This is a genomic window from Pseudorhodoferax sp. Leaf274, assembly GCF_001422445.1.
Classification (GTDB): domain Bacteria; phylum Pseudomonadota; class Gammaproteobacteria; order Burkholderiales; family Burkholderiaceae_C; genus Pseudorhodoferax.
Genome location: NZ_LMNA01000030.1, coordinates 62,871 through 80,145 on the forward strand (window position 1 = coordinate 62,871; position 17,275 = coordinate 80,145).

Annotated in this window: 16 protein-coding genes; 6 read left to right on the forward strand and 10 right to left on the reverse strand. The window is 72.9% G+C overall.

Annotated elements, in window-relative coordinates; all coding sequences use genetic code 11:
* Positions 1-3: 3 nt before the first annotated feature.
* A complete protein-coding gene (locus ASF44_RS27130; RefSeq protein WP_056902400.1) occupies positions 4-276 on the reverse strand; it encodes an oxidative damage protection protein in 273 nt (90 codons plus the stop codon).
* A gap of 65 nt (positions 277-341) precedes the next feature.
* Positions 342-824: an EVE domain-containing protein gene (locus tag ASF44_RS27135; protein ID WP_056902401.1), complete on the reverse strand. Its 483-nt coding sequence runs from the start codon at positions 822-824 to the stop codon at positions 342-344.
* A gap of 131 nt (positions 825-955) precedes the next feature.
* On the opposite strand from ASF44_RS27135, the gene ASF44_RS27140 reads away from it, so the two are divergent.
* The 6 genes from ASF44_RS27140 to ASF44_RS27165 all read left to right on the forward strand — a co-directional run bounded on the left by ASF44_RS27140 (position 956) and on the right by ASF44_RS27165 (position 8,851).
* Positions 956-3,142, forward strand: a complete 2,187-nt coding sequence (locus ASF44_RS27140) for an ATP-binding protein (protein WP_056902402.1) — start codon at positions 956-958, stop codon at positions 3,140-3,142.
* 14 nt (positions 3,143-3,156) lie between these two features.
* Positions 3,157-3,621: a response regulator gene (locus ASF44_RS27145; protein ID WP_056902403.1), complete on the forward strand. Its 465-nt coding sequence runs from the start codon at positions 3,157-3,159 to the stop codon at positions 3,619-3,621.
* Entirely contained in the window at positions 3,614-5,566 is a 1,953-nt protein-coding gene (locus tag ASF44_RS27150; RefSeq protein WP_056902404.1) for a response regulator, read from the forward strand. The genes ASF44_RS27145 and ASF44_RS27150 overlap by 8 nt, the downstream gene beginning before the upstream one ends.
* Positions 5,563-6,477 carry a LysR family transcriptional regulator gene (locus tag ASF44_RS27155; protein WP_056902405.1) on the forward strand — a complete coding sequence of 305 codons (915 nt, stop codon included), beginning with the start codon at positions 5,563-5,565 and terminating at the stop codon, positions 6,475-6,477. Before ASF44_RS27150 ends, ASF44_RS27155 begins: the two co-directional genes overlap by 4 nt.
* 129 nt (positions 6,478-6,606) lie before the next feature.
* Positions 6,607-7,476 carry a VOC family protein gene (locus ASF44_RS27160; protein ID WP_056902406.1) on the forward strand — a complete coding sequence of 290 codons (870 nt, stop codon included), beginning with the start codon at positions 6,607-6,609 and terminating at the stop codon, positions 7,474-7,476.
* Positions 7,477-7,573: 97 nt separating this feature from the next.
* Positions 7,574-8,851 carry a flavin-dependent oxidoreductase gene (locus ASF44_RS27165; RefSeq protein ID WP_255358232.1) on the forward strand — a complete coding sequence of 426 codons (1,278 nt, stop codon included), beginning with the start codon at positions 7,574-7,576 and terminating at the stop codon, positions 8,849-8,851.
* On the opposite strand, the gene yghU is transcribed toward ASF44_RS27165, so the two are convergent.
* The 8 genes from yghU to ASF44_RS27205 all read right to left on the reverse strand — a co-directional run bounded on the left by yghU (position 8,848) and on the right by ASF44_RS27205 (position 17,274).
* Positions 8,848-9,726 (reverse strand): glutathione-dependent disulfide-bond oxidoreductase, encoded by an 879-nt coding sequence (gene yghU, locus ASF44_RS27170; RefSeq protein WP_056902408.1) that lies wholly within the window; start codon positions 9,724-9,726, stop codon positions 8,848-8,850. The genes ASF44_RS27165 and yghU overlap by 4 nt on opposite strands.
* Positions 9,727-9,744: 18 nt before the next feature.
* On the reverse strand, positions 9,745-11,427 hold the full coding sequence (locus tag ASF44_RS27175; RefSeq protein WP_056902409.1) for an ankyrin repeat domain-containing protein: 1,683 nt from the start codon (positions 11,425-11,427) through the stop codon (positions 9,745-9,747).
* A gap of 158 nt (positions 11,428-11,585) precedes the next feature.
* Entirely contained in the window at positions 11,586-13,655 is a 2,070-nt protein-coding gene (locus ASF44_RS27180) for a caspase family protein (RefSeq protein ID WP_056902410.1), read from the reverse strand.
* Between the two features lie 8 nt (positions 13,656-13,663).
* On the reverse strand, positions 13,664-14,170 hold the full coding sequence (locus ASF44_RS27185) for a hypothetical protein (RefSeq protein ID WP_056902411.1): 507 nt from the start codon (positions 14,168-14,170) through the stop codon (positions 13,664-13,666).
* Positions 14,139-14,849 (reverse strand): matrixin family metalloprotease, encoded by a 711-nt coding sequence (locus ASF44_RS27190; protein ID WP_056902412.1) that lies wholly within the window; start codon positions 14,847-14,849, stop codon positions 14,139-14,141. Before ASF44_RS27190 ends, ASF44_RS27185 begins: the two co-directional genes overlap by 32 nt.
* Positions 14,850-14,936: 87 nt before the next feature.
* Positions 14,937-15,848, reverse strand: coding sequence for a 3-hydroxyacyl-CoA dehydrogenase NAD-binding domain-containing protein (locus ASF44_RS27195; protein WP_200930668.1), 912 nt, complete (start codon positions 15,846-15,848; stop codon positions 14,937-14,939).
* Between the two features lie 26 nt (positions 15,849-15,874).
* Positions 15,875-16,552, reverse strand: a complete 678-nt coding sequence (locus ASF44_RS27200; RefSeq protein WP_056902414.1) for a class II aldolase/adducin family protein — start codon at positions 16,550-16,552, stop codon at positions 15,875-15,877.
* A gap of 23 nt (positions 16,553-16,575) precedes the next feature.
* Positions 16,576-17,274, reverse strand: a complete 699-nt coding sequence (locus tag ASF44_RS27205) for a GntR family transcriptional regulator (RefSeq protein ID WP_082525081.1) — start codon at positions 17,272-17,274, stop codon at positions 16,576-16,578.
* Position 17,275: the final 1 nt, after the last annotated feature.

The following is a 17,275-nucleotide window of genomic DNA, read 5'->3' on the forward strand; positions in this document are numbered from 1 at the left end:
CGCTCAGGCGGCGGGCGGCACGTAGCCCTGGACAGCGTCGGCGCCGGCGCCGAAGAAGTGGTTCTCCATCTGGCGCGACAGGTACTGGCGCGCGCGCTGGTCGGCCATGTTGAGCTTGTTCTCGTTGATCAGCATGGTCTGCTGCTTGAGCCAGGCGGCCCAGGCCTCCTTGCTGACGCTCTGCCAGATGCGCTTGCCCAGTTCGCCCGGATAGGGCGGCAGGTCCAGGCCTTCGGCCTCGCGGCCCAGTTTGATGCAGTTGACCATGCGTGCCATGTCGAGTGTTTCCTTGGGGATGCAGGCCGTGGGCGGCCTTGTTGGATGCGGATTGCGGGCGCGGATTATCGGCCGGCCAGCAAGCCATCGGCGATCAGGGCCCAATGCACGGGATCGACCGGCGTGATCGACAGCCGGCTGCCGCGCTGCAGCACCAGCATCTCCGCCAGGCCGGGGTGCGCACGCAGCTCGGCCAGCGGCAGCAGGCGCGTCTTGCGCACGGCCTGCACATCGCGCAGCAGCCAGCGCGGCGCCTCGGGCCGGGAGGCGGCGTCGTGGTAGGGCGAGGCAGGGTCGAACTGCGTCGGGTCCGGCCGCGGCCCGGAGGCCACGCGCGCGATGCCGGCGATGCCGGGCGCGGGGCAGCTGGAGTGGTAGAACAGCACGCCGTCGCCGACCTGCATGCCATCGCGCATGAAGTTGCGGGCCTGGTAGTTGCGCACGCCGGTCCAGGGCACGGTGCGGTCCGGCGCGGCCAGCGCGTCGTCGATGGAGCATTCGTCGGGCTCGGACTTCATCAGCCAGTAGCGGTGGGATGCGGCGTTCATGGCGTGGACTGTGGTGTGAAAGCCGCGAGAGGATGCCACATCGGGCCGCGACCTTCTCCTACAGGGCGGCGGCTCGCCACAATGGCACACTCCGCTCGCCCGAACGATCCATCCGTGTACACAACCGCTCCATGACAGCGGACGTCAACCCTCCCGACCTCACCTCCTGCGACCTGGAGCCGATCCGCTGGCCGGGTGCCGTCCAGCCGCATGGCCGGATGCTGGTGCTGCACGCGCAGACGCTGGCGCCCCTGGCCGCCAGCGCGCGCTGGCCTGCGGCCGAACGCGCCGCCGTGCTGGCCCAGCTCAACCGCACGGCGCTGGCCTCGCTGCCGGCCATCGGCGCCGGCAGCTCGCCGATCAGCCTCGGCCGGCTGCAGCTGCCCGGCGGCGTGGCGCAGGAGGTGTCGGCCCACCGCACGCCGGCCCACGTCATCGTCGAGTGCGAAGACGCCGGCCCCGAGAACCACAGCCCGGCACCCATCTACGAATTGGCGCGCAGCTTCCTGCCGCTGCTGCAGCGTGCGCGCGACCTGCCGGCGCTGTGCCTGCTGGCGGCCCAGGAGATGCAGCGGCTCAGCGGTTTCGGCCGCACGCTGGTCTACCGCTTCGACGAGGACGGCCATGGCCAGGTGCTGGCCGAGACGCTGCAGGAGGGCTACGACAGCTACCTGGGCCACCACTTCCCGGCGTCCGACATCCCGCGCCAGGCGCGCGCGCTGTACCTGGTGAACCACTTCCGGCTGATCCCCGACGCGCGCTACGCGCCGGTGCCGCTGGAAGGCATGGACGGCAGCGCTGCGGCGGAGATCGACCTCTCGCAGGCCTTCCTGCGCAGCGTCTCGCCGGTGCACCTCGAATACATGCGCAACATGGGCACGCTGGCCTCCATGTCGGTCTCGCTCATCGTCGACGGCAAGCTCTGGGGCCTGATCTCCTGCCACAACCATGGGCCGCGCACCCTGGCACTCAGCGCACGCGCGGCCTGCGAGCACCTGGGCCAGTTGCTCTCGCTGCAGATCGGCGCGATGCAGGCGGCCGAAGAGGCCGCCGAGCGCCTGGAGCTGCGCCAGCTCACGCTGTCGCTGGTGGCGCAGCTGGCCGAGAGCGACGGCACGCTGAACCGGCTGGTGCGCAGCCAGGGCCTGCTGCGGCTGGCGCGTGCCGGCGGCGCGGCCGTGGTGCTAGACGAAACCGTCTGGACCGTGGGCGAGACGCCGCCGGCGGCCGAGGTCGAGGCCCTGGCCCGCTGGGTCGTCGACCGGGGCGAGGACGTCTACGCCAGCGACGAATTGGCGCGCGACTATCCCGGCGCCAGCGCGCTGCTGGCGCAGGCCGCCGGCGTGCTGGCGGTGTCCATCTCGCAGGTGCACCGCCACGTGATCCTGTGGTTCCGCCCCGAGGTCGTGCGCACCGTGCGCTGGGCGGGCAATCCGCGCAAGTCGGTCGACGAGGGCGGGCGCATCCAGCCGCGCAAGAGCTTCGACAGCTGGGTCGAGCACGTGGGCGGCCGCTCGGCCCGCTGGCTGCCGTCCGAGCTGGCCGCGGCGCGCGAGCTGCGCGAGGCGCTGATCGGCATCGTGCTGCGCCGCGCGCAGGAGATGGCCGATGCCGCCACCGCGCTGGCCCGCGTCAACAAGGAACTGGAAGCCTTCTCCTATACCGTCTCGCACGACCTGCGCGCGCCCATGCGCCACATCGCGGGCTACGCCGACCTCGTGCTGGAGCTGGATGGCAAGCACATCGGCGAACGCGGCAAGCGCTACCTGGGCCACGTGAAGGAGGCTGCGGCGTTCGCCGGCCAGCTCGTCGATGCGCTGCTCGATTTCTCGCGGCTGGGCCGCGCCGCGCTCAAGCCGCGCAGCGTGGACACGGCCACCATGGTGGCCGAGCTGGTGCGCGAACTGTCGCGCGACGAGCCTGGCCGCCGCGTGCGCTGGGAAGTGGCGCCCGGCCTGCCGCGGCTCTACGCCGACCCCCTGCTGCTGCAGGTGGCCACGCGCAACCTGATGGCCAACGCGCAGAAATACACCCGCGGCGAGGCCGCCCCGCACGTCGTCGTGCGCGCCGTTTCGCGCGATGGCATGGACGGCCTGGAGATCGAGGACAACGGCGTCGGCTTCGACATGAAGTACGCCGCCAAGCTGTTCGGCGTGTTCCAGCGCCTGCACACGGCCGAAGAGTTCGAAGGCACGGGCATCGGCCTGGCCAACGTCAAGCGCATCGTCGAACGCCATGGCGGCGAGGTCTGGGCCCGCGGTGAACCGCAGCGCGGCGCCAGCTTCGGCTTCCTGTTGCCGCGCAGTTCCAAGGATTGAAGTCCACCACCCACATGCTCAAGCCCATTCTTCTCGTCGAAGACGACACCCGCGACCTGGAGCTCACGCTGCTCGCGCTCGAACGCAGCCAGCTGGCCAACGATGTCGTGGTCCTGCGCGACGGCGCCCAGGCCCTGGCCTACCTGCGCCGCGAGGACGAGCACGCCGACCGCAACGAAGGCAACCCCGCCGTGATCCTGCTCGACCTCAAGCTGCCCAAGGTCAACGGCCTGGAGGTGCTGGAGGCCGTGCGTGCCGACCCGGCGCTGCGCAGCATCCCCGTGGTCATGCTGACCTCCTCGCAGCAGGAGACCGACGTGATCCGCAGCTACGAGCTGGGCGTGAACGCCTATGTCGTCAAGCCCGTGGAATTCAAGCAGTTCGTGGCCGCCATCGCCGACCTGGGCGTCTTCTGGGCCGTGTTGAACGAGCCGCCGCCCGGCTCGTTGAAGGTCAGCCGGCGCTACGAGCATGAGTGAACCGCTGGCACTGCTGCTGCTGGAGGACTCCGCGTTCGACGCGGAACTGGTGCAGGAGGCCGTGCATGCCAGCTACCCCGGGGCGCACTGCACGCTGGTGCGCGATGAGGCCGGCTTCCTGCAGGCGCTGGCCGCCCAGCGCTTCGACGCGGTGCTGTCCGACTACCAGCTGCCCGGCTTCGGTGGCGATGCGGCGCTGGCCATCGCCAGGGCCAGGGCGCCGCAACTGCCGTTCATCTTCGTGTCCGGCGTGATCGGCGAGGACAACGCCGTCGAGCTGCTCAAGCGCGGCGCCACCGACTACGTGAGCAAGGGCCGCCTGGAGCGGCTGCCGCTGGTGCTGGAGCGCGCCCTGCGCGAATCGCGCGCGCGCGCTGCCCGCGACGCCGCCGAGGCACGGCTGCGCGAGGCCGACAGCCTGTATGCGCGCATCGTCGAGTCGCTGCGCGACTACGCCGTCCTGCTGCTCGATGCCGAGCACCGCATCACCAGCTGGAACCGCGGCGCGCAGGCCATGTTCGGCTTCGAGCGCGCCGAGGCCGTGGGCCAGAGCGCAACCCTGCTGCTGCCCGAAGGCGAGGACGCGCAGGAGACCTGGCGGCGCGACCTGCGCCTGGCCGCCACCGCGCAGCGCGCCGCCACCCAGCGCTGGATGCGCAGGCGCGACGGCTCGCGCCTGTGGGCCGAGGGCGTGCTGATGCCGCTGCACAGCGATGCGGGCGAGCTCTCGGGCTGGTGCAGCATCACGCGCGACACCACGGCCGAGCACCTGGCCGCCCAGGCCCTGCGCGAGGCCAAGGAGCAGGCCGAGGCGGCCCGCCACGAGGCCGAGCGCGCCAGCCAGGCCAAGGACCGGTTCATCGCCATGCTGTCGCACGAACTGCGCGCGCCGCTGTCGGCCGTCTCGGCCGCGATGCACCTGCTGGAGCGCCACGCCAGCCTGCCCGTGTCGCACCAGGACCTGGTGCCGATGGTGCGCCGCAACGTGGCGGTGGAGGCGCGGCTGATCGACGATCTGCTCGACATCTCCGCCATCTCCAGCGGCAAGCTGGGCATCAAGCCGGAAGTCGTGGACATGCACGTGGTGTTGCACGAGGCCCTGGCCATGCTGGCCGAGTCCGTGGCCGAACGCGGCATGCAGGTCGACCTCGCCCTGGCCGACCGGCCGGCCTGGGTGCATGCCGACCCGGTGCGCATGCAGCAGGTGGTGGCCAACCTGCTGCGCAACGCCATCAAGTTCAGCGAACCCGGCGGCGTGGTGCACCTGCACACGGCGCTGGAGGCCGGCGAATTCGTCTTCTCGTGCTGCGACCAGGGCATCGGCATCGCGCCCGACGCGCTGGAACGCATCTTCACCGCGTTCGAGCAGGCCGACCGCGACACCGCGCGCGAGCGCGGCGGCCTGGGCCTGGGCCTGGCCATCGCGCGCCACCTGGCGCTGGCCCACGGCGGCGTGCTGCTGGCCGAGAGTCCAGGCCTGGGACAGGGTGCGCGCTTCACGCTGCGGCTGCCGCTGCGCGAGGGCGCGGTGCCGCCGCCCCCGCCGCCGTCCCTGCTGCCGGCGGCCGAGCCCGCGCCGGTCCGCCATGCGCGCGTGCTGATGGTGGAGGACCACCCGGGCGCGGCGATGGCGCTGCGCATGTGCCTCGAAGAATTCGGCTACTCCGTCGAGCATGCCGCCAGCGTGGCCGAGGCGCTGCAGCTGGCGCAGGCCCATCCGTTCGACATCGTGCTGACCGATCTGGGCCTGCCCGACGGCAGCGGCGTGGACATCGGCCGTGCGCTCGGCACCCGCCTGCCCGTGCTGGCGTTGAGCGGCTACGGCGCGGAGAGCGACCTGCGCAGCACCGCCGCTGCAGGCTTTGCCGGCCACCTGGTCAAGCCGGTGGACCCGCCGCAGGTGCATGCGGTGCTGCAGAAGCTGCTGGTACGGCCCGGGACATGAAGCCGGCGCTGCCGGACCTGAACCTGCTGCGCGTGTTCGATGCCATCTGGCGCTCGCGCAGCGTGACGGCCGCCGGCGCCCAGATCGGCCTGACTCAGGGCTCGATGAGCAATGCGCTGAACCGCTTGCGCCAGCACTTCGACGACCCGCTGTTCGTGCGCCTGCAGGGCCGCATGCAGCCCACGGTGCTCGCCGAGGGCCTGGCCGAGCCGGTGCAGCTGGCGCTGCGCCAGCTCGAGCAGGCACTGGCGCAGCGCCGCGCCTTCCTGCCGGCCACGGCCGCGCAGGGCTTTCGCATCTGCATGACGGAGATCGCCCAGCGCGTGTTCCTGCCGCGGCTGGTGCAGCACCTGGCCCAGGAGGCCCCGCGCGTGCACCTGGCCACGGTGGACATGCCGCCCGCACGCGCACAGGCCGCGCTGGCGGCTGGCGAGATCGATCTCGCGATCGGCTACTTCGCGGCCTTCGGCGACAGCTTCTTCGCGCAACGGCTGTTCGCCGAGCACTACGTGGTGCTGGCGCGTGCCGGGCATCCAGGCATCGGCACGCGGCTCACGCGCAACGCCTACCTGCAGGCCGCCCACATCTCGTACCGGCCGGCCGCGGCCAACCATGAGCTGCTGGACGAGCGGCTCGACCGTGCGTTCGCGCGGGCCGGCGTGCAGCGCCGCGTCGGCCTGCAGGTGGCGCACTCCATGGGCCTGTCGGTGGTGGTGGCGCAGACCGACCTGGTCGCCACCGTGCCCTCGCGGCTGGCGCTGAGCTTTGCCGACACGCCCGGCCTGCGCGTGCTGGCGCTGCCGCTGGCCGTGCCGGCCATCGAGATCCGCCAGCACTGGCACCTGCGCAGCCACCAGGATCCCGCGCACCAGTGGCTGCGCGCGCAGATCGCCACGCTGTTCCAGGCCTGAGCCCTCGCAGCCGCATTCACGCCGTCAATACGGTGCATTGACGCGCGCGGGTTCCGGCGCGCGCCCTCCTTGCCTAGACTGGACGCACCACCACGATGGCGCGCCCGAACCGTTGGCGCGGAGACAGCCATGATCGACCTGCACGACATCCGCTACGTGCGCCTGGGCACGCGCGACCTGGAAGGCGCCGTGCGCTATGCCCACGACATCCTGGGCCTGGCCGAGGGCGGGCGCGGCGGCAACTCCAAGAACGGCCAGTCGGTCTACCTGCGCAGCGACCCGCGCGACCACACGCTGGTCTACTTCGACGGCGACCCGCACGACCACACCGTGGGCTTCGAGCTGCGCGAGGGCGTGGCGCTGGACGCGGCCGCCGCCGAGCTCGAACGCCTGGGCCACCCGGTCCACCGTGGCAGCGACGAGGAGTGCGCGCAGCGCCGCGTGGGCGCCGTCGTCCAGTTCCGCGACCCCAGCGGCAACCGCATCGACCTGCTGGAGCGCCAGCCGCGCGCCGACCGGCCCTTCACGCCCACGCGGCCCGTGGCCAACACCGGCTTCTCGCACGTGGGCCTGCGCAGCACCGACCCGGCGCGCGACGAGGCCTTCTGGACGGGCGTGCTGTCGGCCAAGGTCAGCGACCGCATCGGCGCCGCGCCGCTGCTGCGCATCGACGAGGTGCACCACAAGATCGCGCTGTTCCCATCGGCATTCGCGGGCGTGCAGCACATCAACCACCAGGTGGCGTCCATCGACGACATCATGCAGTCCTGGTACTTCCTGCAAGGGCGCGGCGTGCGCACGGTGTTCGGGCCCGGCCGGCACCCGACCTCGGGCGCGATGTTCCTGTACTTCGAGGGGCCGGACGGCATGGTCTACGAGTACTCCAGCGGGGTCCGCCAGATCACCGACCCGGCGCACCGGCCACGGCAGTTCCCGTTCGAGCCGGCTTCGTTCTGCATGTGGGGCGCGCGGCCGGACATCGCCGAATTCAGGCAGTGAGCCAAGCGCGCGGCCGGCCGCGCGGTCCGCGGGTCCGGCGCGTCGTCGGGCCTGCCGCCTTGCTCCACAATGCGGCCCCATGTTGGAGACAAACACCTTGGGCGGGGCTCCCGTCCTGATCGCCGGCGGCGGCATCGGCGGCATGGCCATGGCGCTGACCTTGCACCAGATCGGCGTGCCCTGCGTGGTCTACGAGGCGGTGCCCGACCTGCAGCCGCTGGGCGTGGGCATCAACCTGCAGCCCAATGCCGTGCGCGAGCTCTATGACCTGGGGCTGGACGCGCCGGTGCTCGACCGCATCGGCATCCAGGCGCGCGAATGGGCGCTGGTCGGCCGCAACGGCCGCGAGATCTACGCCGAGCCGCGCGGCCTGGCCGCAGGCTACCGCTGGCCCCAGTATTCGGTGCACCGCGGCGAACTGCAGATGCTGCTGTACCGCACCGTGCTGGAGCGGCTCGGCCCGGATGCCGTGCGGCTGGGCCACCGCGTCACGGGCTACCACCAGCGCGATGGCGGGGTGACCGCGCTCATCGAGACGCGCGCGGGCCAGCGGCTGGAAGTGCAGGGCGCCCTGCTGGTCGCCGCCGACGGCCTGCACTCGGCCGTGCGTGCGCAGATGCACCCGCAGCAGCCGCCCATCCACTGGGGCGGCGCCATCATGTGGCGCGGCACCACGCCGGGCGTGCCGATCCGCAGCGGCGCGTCCTTCGTCGGCCTGGGCAGCCTGAAGCACCGTGTGGTCTGCTACCCCATCTCCAAGCCGGACCCGGCCACGGGCCTGGCCACGATCAACTGGATCGCCGAGATCACGGTCGACAACTCCCAGGGCTGGACCCAGGGCCGGACCGAAGGCAACTGGAACCGCCGCGTGGACATCGACGAGTTCATCGGCCACTTCGAAGGCTGGGACTACGGCTGGATCGACGTGCCCGCCATGCTGCGCGGTGCGCGTCAGGTGTTCGAGTACCCCATGATCGACCGCGATCCCGTGCCCAGCTGGGTCGATGGGCGCGTGGCGCTGCTCGGCGATGCGGCGCACGTGATGTACCCGGTGGGCTCCAACGGCGCGAGCCAGGCCATCGTGGATGCGCGCGTGCTGGGCGCGGCGCTCCAGGTCGAGGGCGTGGGCCCGGCTGCGCTGCGCCGCTACGACGACAAGCTCTGCGCCGACATCTCGGCGCTGGTGCTGCGCAACCGCGGCGCCGGGCCGTTCGGCCTGCTGGGCCTGGTGGACGAGCGCTGCGGCGGAGTCTTCGACGACATCGACCAGGTGATCCCCGCGGCCGAGCGCGAGGCCTTCATGGCGCGCTACAAGGCGGCGGCGGGCTTTGCCATCGAGACGCTCAACGCGGCGCCGCCCACCGTCCGCGTCTAGGCGGCGTTGTCCAGCTTGTCCTGCGTCTTCGTGTCGAAGTCGCTCGCCTCGTGCCGTTCGCGCAGCTGGCTCTCGGGCTTGCCCTGCATCCGGTTGACCATGCGGCCGCGGCGCGCACCGGGGCGCTGCGCGATCTCCTCGGTCCAGCGCTGCACGTGGGTGTATTCCTGCACCTGCAGGAAGTTGCCCGATTCGCCGTATAGCTGGCCCTTGGCCAGCGCGCCATACCAGGGCCAGATGGCGATGTCGGCGATGGTGTAGTCGTCGCCGGCGACGAAGCGGCTCTCGGCCAGGCGGCGGTCCAGCACGTCGAGCTGGCGCTTGACCTCCATCGCGTAGCGGTCGATCGCATACTCGATCTTGCTCGGCGCGTAGGCGTAGAAATGGCCGAAGCCGCCACCCAGGAAGGGCGCGCTGCCCATCTGCCAGAACAGCCAGGACAGGCACTCGGCCCGCGCCGCGCCGCCGGCCGGCAAGAACGCGCCGAACTTCTCGGCCAGGTACAGGAGGATGGCGCCGGACTCGAACACGCGCACGGGCTCCGGGCCGCTGCGGTCCAGCAGGGCCGGGATCTTGGAGTTGGGGTTGATCGCGACGAAGCCGCTGCCGAACTGGTCGCCTTCGCCGATGTGGATCAGCCAGGCGTCGTACTCGGCGCCGGTGTGGCCCAGTGCCAGCAGCTCTTCCAGCAGCACCGTGACCTTGACGCCGTTGGGCGTGCCCAGCGAGTACAGCTGCAAGGGGTGGCGGCCGACCGGCAGCTCCTTGTCGTGCGTGGCGCCGGCCACCGGCCGGTTGATGTTGGCGAAGCGGCCGCCGCTGGCCTTGTTCCAGGTCCAGACGGCGGGTGGGGTGTAGGTTGGATCGTCGGGCATCGATCCAGTCTATCGAGATCAGCCGGGCGGCGCAGTGCCTGCCGCGGCGGCCCCGGCTTCGAGCAGGAATTCGGTGACCTCGTCGGAGAAGCGTGCGCGCCGGCCGTCGACGAGCACGCTGTCCGGGTCCTGCGGGTCAGGCCGCGCACCCGGCATGCCGTGGGCGACCAGGGCCTGCGCGCATCCCAGCCAGTCGCCCGCGGCCCCGTCGGGCTGGTTGCTCGAGGCCCATTGCAGCGTGCCGCAGCAGTCGTCGCCATAGCCATGGCGCTCGGTCCATTGCGCGCCATGCTCCAACAGCAGGCGCGCCATGGCCGCTTCGCCGCGGAACACGGCCTGGTTCAGCGCCGAGGCGTCCCAGTCGCCGCCGCGGGTGGCGATGGGCCAGCCCAGCTGCACCATGCACCGCACCGCGTCCAGGCAGCCCTGGGCTGCCAGCTCGGGCAGCAGGCGCAGGTGCTCGGCCGGTAGCGTTGCCGGCCAGCCCGGGTGCCCGGCCTGCAGTTGCCGGGCCTCGGCCTCGTCGCCGCGCGCGCAGGCGGCGAGAAAGCGTTCCAGCGCTGCAGCAGGTGGCTGCACGCCGGCCGCGACCAGCAGCGCGGCGACCTCGGGCAGGCCGTAGCGCAGCGCCAGCGTGGCGGCGTCCGTGCCGTCCGGCGTGCGGGCCTGGGGATCGGCGCCGGCTTCCAGCAGGGCCGCGACATGCGCGGCCGAGCGGCGCCGGCGGATCGCCCACAGCAGCGGCCGGCCCCAGGTGGCGGTCGGCTCGCCGGGTGCGGGCTCGTTCGGGTCGGCACCGTGGGCCAGCAGCAGGCGCAGCTGGGGCAGGGCGTCGAGGTCGAGCACGCGGTACAGCGCGTTGCTGCCCGTCACGCGTGCGCCGGCCTGCAGCAGCAGCCGCGTGCATTCCACGCTCTCCAGCGCGTGGTAGAGCGATTCGCCGTCGTTGGGGTCGGCGCCCGCGGCCAGCAGAAGGCGCGTGAGCTCCGGGTCGCGGTTCTGGCCGGCCGCGCCGTACAGGGCGGACAGCCGCTCGGTGGAGGACGGCGATTGCAGCGAGGCCGGCGGCCAGCGGTTGCCCACCGACTGGTTGGCGTCGGCCCCTGCGCCCAGCAGCAGCTGTGCGCAGGCCAGCAGGCCGGGCCGGAACGCGGGCAACCGCCACAGGCTGGAGTGGGCCACGGCGAACAGCGGTGGCAGCTGCAGCGCACCCTCTGGACGGTGCAGCCAGCCACGGTCTGCGGCGATGGCCGCGCGCAGACGCGCGGCGTTGCCGGTGGCACAGGCCATGAGCAGGTCGTCGCCCGCGAGTGCGGGCTGTTCGGCCAGCAGGCGCGCGGCCACGGCCGGCTGGGCCCGCCCGGTGCCGCCCGCCACGTCGCCGGCATAGGCCAGCTGCAGCCAGCGCAGGCGTGCACGCGCCGGGTCGGCGATGGCCTCGGCATGGGCCAGGCGCGCGGCCACGAAGCCCATGAGTTCAGGCCAGGAGACGAAGCCGTGTTCGCGCGCGATGCAGGACTGCGCATCGTGCAGGCGCAGGTCCATGGCGGCGATGGCGGCATCGCAGGCGCCGGCCGCGGCCGGCAGGGCGGTGCGCATGCGGGCCAAGGCCTCGGCCTCGCCGGCGCGCAGGGCGGCCAGCAGCTGCTTGGCCTGCTTCTTGAGGTGCGCGGCGTCGGGCCGCGGGGGGACGTGCTTCAAGGAAACCTCCGTGCGTGGAAGGCCGGGGACCCGCAGCATCGGCCGCACAAAGGTGGGGGAAGACCTCAGCCGCACGCGGAGCCGCGTGCGTGGGGGCAAGTGGGTTCAACCCTTCCCGCGGGTCCGGGCGCGGCTTGCTCCGCGGCCGGGATGGTAGCTCACCGGCGGCCCAGCAAGGCGCGCATCTCGACGACGGTGAGCGGTCCCTGGCCCGGCAAGCCGGCGGGCCGTGGCAAGCCCGCCAGCACGGGAAACTGCCCATCGGGCTGCGCCACTTCGTACAGCTGTGCGATGCCCTGCTGCACGGCGCGCAGCTGCGCGCCCTGGCCGGGTTGCAGCGGCATCCGCAGGGCCTGGCGCAGCAGGCGTTCGGCCAGTTCCAGGCTGTCGACGAAGTAGGGCAGGCCGCGCGTCTGCAGGCTGGCCAAGGCCGCCACGAAGGCGGCCTGCGGGGCGGATTCGCCGTAGGGCTTCTTCTTGCCGTGGTCCAGCGCATCGCGCAGCGAGGCGGCCCAGAGCACGGCGGCATCGGGCAGCTCGGGTGCGCGCTGCGCGAGGCTGCGCGTCCAGGCCTGCAGTTCGGCGATGCGGCCAGTGCTGGCCTGCAGCAGCATGCCGGCCGTCAGTGCCACCTGGCCATTGGGCTGGTCTTGCGCGGCGGCGCGCAGGTGCTCGGGGTCGGCGCGCTCGGCGGCCTTGCGCGGGCTGCCCAGCTCGGCCTCGCGCAGCAGGGTCCACAGGTGCTGGTAGTGCGGGTTGTGGGCCGACGGGCCCAGGCGGGCCTGGAGCTTCTGCAGCCGCGGCCCCTCGTGCGGCGTGGGCCGGCCGAACTGCAGGGACAGGCGGATCGGCACGGGGCCGTTGGCATCGGTCGGCAGCGCCACGGCGAGCCGCTCGCGCTGCACGTGCTGGACGCCCTCGAACACCAGCAGCACGCCGCCGGCGCGGGCCGGCAGTTCCAGGTCGACCTGCACCAGGCTGCTCGCATCGTCGCGTTCGACGGCCAGCAGCACCAGCCCTTGGGCGAGCGGCCGGCCGTCGTCGAGCCCGAGGGCGTGCACGCCCTCACGCCACAGGATGGAGGCGTACTCGTGGCCCATGCGGCGGTGGATCTCGTGCATGTCCTGCGTCAGCAGCTCGAACGCGATCGCGTCGTGCACCGCCAGCGCGGGGTCGAAGCGTTCCGCGCTGGCGCGCAGCGCCGCGGCCAGGGCGTCCGGCCGGGGCCGCGCGGCGCCCACGCGGGGCAGTGCGCCCGGCCCGGGCCCGGGCGGTGCCGGCACCGGCGCGGCCAGCAGTTCGGTGACGACGAGCGCGTCGTCGCCCTCCACGCGTGGGCGCACGGCCTGCTCCAGCTGGCCCTGGGCGGCCGCGCCCAGCAGCTTGTTGACGTCCTCCCGCACGGCGACCACCAGTTCGCGGAACTCCAGCCGCGCATCGGCGCCGCCACCGCCGCGCACGGCGTTCAGCACGGCCTGCCCGAACAGGGTGTGCGGCTGGCCGGGCACCTGGTAGGCCTGCATGCCGGGCGAGGTCGCGGCCAGCGAGGCGGCCGTGCGCGGCACCTGGGTGCTGGCCTGCAGCAGCGGAAAGCAGGTGTTGGCCGTGGCCCCGCGCGAGGCCAGCGGCGAGAACTCGTTGCGGCAGGCGTCGATCAGCGCCAGGTGCTCGCCCACGGGGCTCTGCTCCATCCAGTCCTGCAGCTCGCGCGTGCTGACGCAGTTCTGCAGCTGCGGCGCGCCGGGGTCGGGGTCGAGGTAGTCGCTGGGCAGCAGCAGCGCGCGCCAGTTCGACTGCACGCCGTGGCCGCTGAAGAAGAACAGCGTGCGGCTCTGGCGCGCGGCGGCGGGTGCGCTGGGCACCTGGCCCGTCCAGCGCTGGATGGCCTTGACCAGCGTGGCATGGTCGGCCGGCGCGTAGTGCGCCAGGCCGCGCGCGTCGAAGCCGGCCTTCTCCTGGGCCGTGGGCGCCAGCAGCAGCTGGCACCAGACCAGCGGCAGGCCGTCGTGCCGGAAGTCGGCGCGCAGCCAGTCGAACAGGCTGGCCGCCGTGTTGGCCGAGGCGCCCAGCTGGCCCAGGCCGAAGGCATCGGGCGCGGGCGTGCTGCCGCCTTCAAGGTGCGGATAGGCGCTGACGCCGGCGAGCAGCGCGTACAGGCCGGGCATGCCGGCCTGCCATTGCGGGTCGCGCCACAGGCCGGGCGTGCCGGCGACGGGTTCCAGGGCCATGGGGTCTCCTAGGCGTAGCGGGGCGGGAGCGGCGGCGGCCCGGCCAGGGCCGGCGGTGCGGCGCGGCCGGCGGTGCGCGCCCAATCGGCCGGCGCCTGCAGCTGCAGCGCGAGCAGGCACCGGACGCCGCCCGCGGAAAGCCGCAGTTCGTAGCGGGGGGCGGGCAGCGCGATGGCATGCGCCGTGCCGTCGGCGCCGCGCAGCGCGGTCAGCTGGAAATCGGGCGGCAGCACGATGCCGGCAGAGCGGCCGTGCGCATGGTCGTGCAGCTGCACCTCGGCTCCCGGGCCGTCCTCCTCGTCCTGCCAGAAGCCCAGCCACAGGGCCTCGTCCGCGCCGCAGGGGGCCAGCCACTGGTCGCCGGCGCGGTGCAGGGCGGCCACGCCCCAGCTGCGCAGCCGCGCCCCGGCCTGCCAGTGGGCCAGCCCGATGCGGTGCACGCGCATGCGCAGGCCCTGGAAGACCAGCAGGTCGCGCTGCAGCTCAGGCGTAGAGCTTGCGGATGGTGGCGGCATCGCCGGCCGACAGCTTCCACGAGGGCATGAAGCTCTTGCCGTTGGTGGTCCAGTGCGCGGGGATCGTGTAGATCATGACCGAGGCGCTGTCGAAGTCGGTGGTGATGGTGGTGGACGCGTCGAACTTGGCGAACACGTTGTGCGCGATGGTCGCGTCGTCCCAGAAGTTGGGCGCGCCGCCGAGGTCGGCCTTGACGGCGGCTTTGTCCCAGTCCACCAGCGCGCCGGGGTGGTTGTGCTCGTGCAGCAGCCCCAGCGCATGGCCGAACTCGTGGATCACCACGCTGGAGAAGTCCTGCTCCGGCGTGTCCAGCGTGGCCCAGCCCAGGTTCATGGTGGCCTGCGAACTGCGGATGCCCTTGGCGTCCGTGCCCACGTAGGACCACGATCCAGCGGCGGGGTCGAAGCTGATGCGGATGTCGCCGGCCTCCAAGGGCCGGGCCTGCTCCAGCTGCAGGTGCACGCCGTCCACCAGCCACGATTGCGCGGTCTTCAGCGTGCGTGCGTGCAGCGCCGGGTCGCCTTGCAGGAAGCGCACCTTGAGCACCGTGTCGCGTGGCCACAGCTTGTTCTTGGCCGCCACGCCCATCGGCGTGAGTTGCGTGGGGCTGCCCGCCACGCGCTGGCCACCGTCGATGTCGACGGCCGTGCAGATCCATTGCTTGCGCTCTTCGCTCATCGTGGGCTCCTTCGTGCGTCGGCACGTTCTCGCGGCCACGGCGGGCCGCTGCCACGATTGTGCGGCGCCCACCGGCGAACGCAATCCTCAGACGGGTGGAGGAGCGTCCCGCAGCAGCCGCATGACGCGCAGCATGTGGGCGTCACGCTCCTGCGCCATGGCCTCGGTGCTGCGGCCCTGTGCTGCGTCCTGCATCTGTGCGATGAGCTTGGCGCGCGTGCCGGCATCCAGCGTCGGCTGGCCCAGGTCGGCCCACCAGCTTTCCACGGCCGGGCCCAGCCGCTCCAGGAAGGCGGCCATGCCCTGGGAGCCGCCGGAGAGGTGGAAGATCGCGTGCGGGCCGCACACCGTCCAGCGCGCGCCCAGGCCCTCGGTCACGGCGCGGTCCACGTCGGCCACCGTGGCGTAGCCCTCGGCGACCAGGTGCACGGCCTCGCGCCACAGCGCGGCCTGCAGCCGGTTGACGAGGTGGCCCGTGGCCTCGCGCTGCAGGCGCACGGTCTGCTTGCCCAGGGCGCGGTAGAAGGCCTCGGCCCGGTCCATGGCCTCGGCGCTGGTGGCCTGGCCGCCGACCAGCTCCACCAGCGGCATCAGGTAGGCCGGATTGCAGGGGTGGGCGATGAGCAGGCGCTCCGGGTGCGCCAGGCCCTGCTGCAGCAGCGTGGGCATCAGGCCCGAGGAGCTGGACATCAGCAGCGCTTCGGATGGCGCGGCGGCTTCCACGGCGCGGTAGGCCGCGCGCTTGAGTTCCAGCTGCTCGGGCAGCGCCTCCTGGATGGCGCAGGCGCCCTGGACGGCCTCTTCGATGCCGGTGACCAGGCGGGGCAGCGTGGGCTGCGCGGCCAGCATGCCCAGCGCCTGCATGGCGGGGCGTGCGCGCGCCAGCATCGCATCGATGCGCTGCTGCGCATCGGGCGCGGGATCGGCCACGCGCACGTGGCGGCCCGCCAGCGCGAAGAAGGCCGCCCAGGCGGCGCCGATGACGCCCGCGCCGAGCACGGCGACAGGCCCTTGTGGCGAGGGGTTCAAACTTCCAGGTCTCCGTGTGAAAGGTAATCCCACATGCGTTCGAAGATGCGGCCGGCGCGGGTGGCGCGGCGCGTGGCTTCGTCGGCCGTGAGTTCGGCGGGCTCGCCGCCGGCGGCGGCGCAGTCCAGTTCGATGCGGGCGGCGTCCTCCAGGTACCAGGTCAGCACCACGGCATCGGGCAGGCTGGGGCCGGCCACGACCACGCCGTTGCCGCGCATCACGATGGCCGGCGCGGCGCCCATCTGCGCCACCAGGGCCTCGGCCTGCGCGTCCGAACGCAGCAGCTGCACGTCGTCCCACAGCGGCGTGCCCGGGTGGAAGTAGCTGCCCATGCCATGCAGCACGCGCGGCGTGCGGCGCAGCGTGGACAGCGACATGGTCCGCGGCGGCATGGCCCGCACCACGCCGCCGACATCGGGCCGGCGCCGGTAGATCTCGCGGTGGATGCGCACCTCGCCCAGCAGGTGCTCGGGAAAGTCGCCGGCCAGCGGCACCACGGTGCCCGGCACGCCGAAGCCGATGGTGCCGGGCGGCTGGCTGGCGCAGACCAGGAAGTGGCCGGCATCGAGCCGCATGCTGCAGTGGCCGTAGGCGTGCAGCAGCCCGTGCCGGGCCAGCGCGCGGCCGGCGCGGCGCACGAGCAGCTGCGCGGCTTCGAGGGAATCGGGGTCCATGGGAGTGTCCTTTCGGGTCGTGTTCAGCGTACCGCGAGCAGGCGTCGGCGGATGAACTGGCTGGCGATGAACAGGTCGCGCTCCACCGCCAGGCGCACGCCCACGGGGTCGTGGCGGGCCAGCGCCGCCAGGGTGGCCTCGTGGGCATCCTCGAGCGCCGCGGCGGCGTGCGGCACCTCGAGCAGGCGGCTGGCCACCGGGCCGGCCTTGAGCCACAGGCCGTCGATCAGCTCGAACAGCAGCGGCGAGCCTCCCGCGCGGTACAGGCGCACCTGGAAGTCCTTGTGGGCCGCGAGGTAGCCTGCCGCATCGCCCTGGGCCAGTGCCTCGCGCATGCGCGCCCCCTGCGCCACGAGCGCGGCGCGGCCGGGCTCGTCGATGCGCAGCGCGCCGCGCTCGGCGGCCTCGCCTTCGAGCAGCATGCGCATCTGCACCAGGTCGTCGAATTCGGCCGGCGAGAGCTTGGGCACGACGACGCCGGCGTTGGGCACGTTGCGCAGCGCGCCCTCGGCCGCCAGGCGCAGCAGCGCGGCGCGCACCGGCATGAGCCCGCAGCCCAGGCGTTCGGCCAGCTGCCGGATCTTGAGCCGCTCGCCGGGCTGGAACTGGCCGACCGTCACCCACTGGCGCAACTGCGCATAGATGGCGTCCTGCTGGGTGGCCGGGGCGGGCGGGGCTGCAGGGGCTGCAGGGGCTGCAAGGGCTGCGGAGGCGGCTGGCATC